Source organism: Terrisporobacter muris (assembly GCF_024621905.1).
GTDB classification, from domain to species: domain Bacteria; phylum Bacillota; class Clostridia; order Peptostreptococcales; family Peptostreptococcaceae; genus Terrisporobacter; species Terrisporobacter muris.
The window spans coordinates 1-2,870 of the sequence record NZ_JANKBY010000391.1 but is presented as its reverse complement, the minus strand read 5'-3'; the positions used below and the strand labels follow the sequence as shown (position 1 = coordinate 2,870).

Annotated in this window: 3 protein-coding genes; all 3 read left to right on the top strand. The window is 29.3% G+C overall.

The features are described from left to right. The first annotated feature begins 30 nt into the window (after window positions 1-30). The 3 genes from NSA58_RS18255 (at window position 31) to NSA58_RS18245 (ending at window position 2,823) form a co-directional block, all read left to right on the top strand. A complete protein-coding gene (locus NSA58_RS18255) occupies window positions 31-564 on the top strand; it encodes a TIGR04002 family protein (RefSeq protein ID WP_257560797.1) in 534 nt (177 codons plus the stop codon). Between the two features lie 24 nt (window positions 565-588). Next, the gene (locus NSA58_RS18250; RefSeq protein WP_039681432.1) at window positions 589-1,185 is read left to right on the top strand and encodes a TIGR04100 family radical SAM protein; all 597 of its coding nucleotides are present in this window, start codon (window positions 589-591) and stop codon (window positions 1,183-1,185) included. Between the two features lie 261 nt (window positions 1,186-1,446). Next, window positions 1,447-2,823 carry an NCS2 family permease gene (locus NSA58_RS18245; RefSeq protein ID WP_039681433.1) on the top strand — a complete coding sequence of 459 codons (1,377 nt, stop codon included), beginning with the start codon at window positions 1,447-1,449 and terminating at the stop codon, window positions 2,821-2,823. The last annotated feature ends 47 nt before the right edge of the window (window positions 2,824-2,870 follow it).

Genomic DNA, 2,870 nt, shown 5'->3' with positions numbered 1-2,870 from the left:
TAATATAATATAAAATTTGGAGGCGAGATAATGGAAAATGCAAAAAAACAAAAAACAAATGTATCATCTAAAACTAGATTATTAGTATCTGCTGCCTTATTTGCCGCTATTATATGTATTACAATTGCGTATTTTCTCCATATACCTATTGGAGGAAATGGTGGATTTGTTCATATAGGTGATGCTTTTATATATTTAGCTGCAGTACTTTTACCTACACCATATGCAGCTTTTGCAGCAGCAATAGGAGCAGGTATGGCAGATATACTTACGGGTGCTGCAAATTGGGCCTTAGCAACCATAATTATAAAGCCAATACTTGTTTTATTTTTTACTAATAAAAGTAAGAAAATAATTAATACAAGAAATGTGTGTGCTAGTATTATATCAGGAATAGTTGGAACAGTTTTATATATGATAGCAGAGGGTATCATGTATGGAAGCTTTGTAAGTGCATTTGTTCTAACATTAGTAGGACTTATCCAACCAATAGGAAGTTTTATCGTATTTATAGTTATAGGTTTAGTATTTGATAAATTAAAAATAAAAGAAATGATTAAATAAATATACAAATGGGGGAATTAAATAATGACAATTTTATATGATTACAAAGAAAGCCTTTATGTTAATATAACAAATCAATGTCCATGTGCTTGTGTTTTTTGTATAAGAAAAGAAACGGATCATGTGGGAAATAGTGATAGTCTATGGTTAGACCATGAGCCTACGGTAGATGAAGTAAAAAATGAATTTAAAAAATTTGATTTAGCAAATTATGATGAAATTGTATTTTGTGGCTATGGTGAACCATTAGTAAGATTAAATGAAGTTATAGAAGTATCTAAATATATTAGAAGTATCTCAGATATAAAAATAAGAATAAATACTAATGGCCTTTCTGATTTAATTCATAATAAGAAAACGGCAGTGCTTTTAAAAGATAATATAGATTCAGTTTCTATAAGTTTAAATGCACCAAATAAAACTAGATATAATGAAGTTACAAAACCTAAATTTGGTGAAAAATCTTTTGATGCATTACTTGATTTTGCTAATGATTGTAAAAAATATATTGAAGAAGTAAATTTTTCTGTAGTTGATGAGATTAGTGATGAAGAAATTAAAGAATCACAGGATTTAGCAGATAAAATGAATATTGTACTTAGAGTAAGACATAAAAACTAGACTTGAAATAGCTTATTGAAAAATAAGCTATTTTTTTTATTGTAATATCATAATAATTTAATATAATTACGAATTATTATCTAATTGGAATAAAATATATTCGTGATAGATTGACATTATGATGTAGATATTCTAGAATTATACTTGTAAAAAGGTATTTTGTGGAAAATAAAATACCATTTACCTACTAAATCAATTTCATAAAAATATCAGAGTTTAAAAATGAAGTTAATTTATTAAATTACGGAGGTGTATTGATTAATGCAAGTTGCAAATCAGGAATCTAGTACTATGACAAAATTATTCCCTATACTCGAAAATCAGGGAGTAAATATGAAAAAGGAGATAATGGCAGGGGTTACGACTTTCTTAACAATGGCTTATATTATAGCTGTTAACCCGAGTATATTATCAGAGGCTGGTATGCCGGCAGGAGCATTGGTAACAGGTACATGTTTAGCAGCAGCAATAGGATGTTTTTTAATGGGTATTATTGCAAATTTACCTTTTGCTTTAGCATCAGGAATGGGACTTAATGCTTATTTTGCTTACACAGTAGTATTAGGAATGGGAGTATCTTGGGAAGTTGCTTTAACTGCAGTATTCGTGGAAGGTATTATTTTTATAATTTTATCATTATGTAAAGTACGTGAAGCAGTTGTAAATGCAATTCCAGTAAATATGAAGTTAGCAGTATCCGGGGGAATAGGTTTATTTATTGCAATTATAGGATGTATTAACTGTGGACTTGTAGTATCTAATGAATCTACATTAATTGCCATGGGACATTTTAGTCCAGCAGTTATAATTAGCTGTGTTGGAATTGTTGTCATAGCAGTTTTATCAAAAAGAAATATTAAAGGTTCAATACTAATTGGTATAGTAGTTTGTTCATTAATTGCTTGGGGATATGCATTATATAATCCAACAGCTGCAGCAGAGCTTAAAATATTTTTACCAAATGGCGTATTTAAATATGAGAGTTTAGCACCGATAGCAGGAAAATTAGATTTTAGTTATGCAACTAATCCTGCAAATTTAACTAATTTCATATTGGTACTTTGTACTTTCTTATTTGTTGACTTCTTTGATACAGTGGGAACAATAGTTGGTGTTGCATCTAAAGCAAATATGATAGATGAAGATGGAAACGTACCTCATGTTGGTAGAGCTTTACTTGCAGATGCTTTTGCAACTACAATAGGTGCAGGTCTTGGAGTATCAACAGTAACTACTTATGTTGAAAGTTCAACAGGTGTGGTTGAAGGTGGTCGAACAGGATATACAGCCATAACAGTAGGTGTATTATTTATAATAGCTATGTTTTTTTCACCAATATTTATTGCCATACCATCATGTGCTACTTCACCAGCTTTAATATATGTGGGATATTTAATGCTTAGTGCAGTTAAAGACATAGATTTTGCAGATATAACAGAAGGTGTTCCAGCATTTATAGCAATAGGTGCTATGGCATTTACTTATTCAATAGGTGATGGTTTAACTCTTGGAGTATTATCATATGTTGTTATTAACTTATTGTACAACTTAATTGCTCCAAAAGAAGAAAGAAAGAAAATATCTGCTATAATGATAGTTCTTGCAATTTTATTTGTTCTAAAACTTATTTATTTATAATATTAAAAAAGAAGTTAGCCTAAAAACTAACTTCTTTTTTTATTATT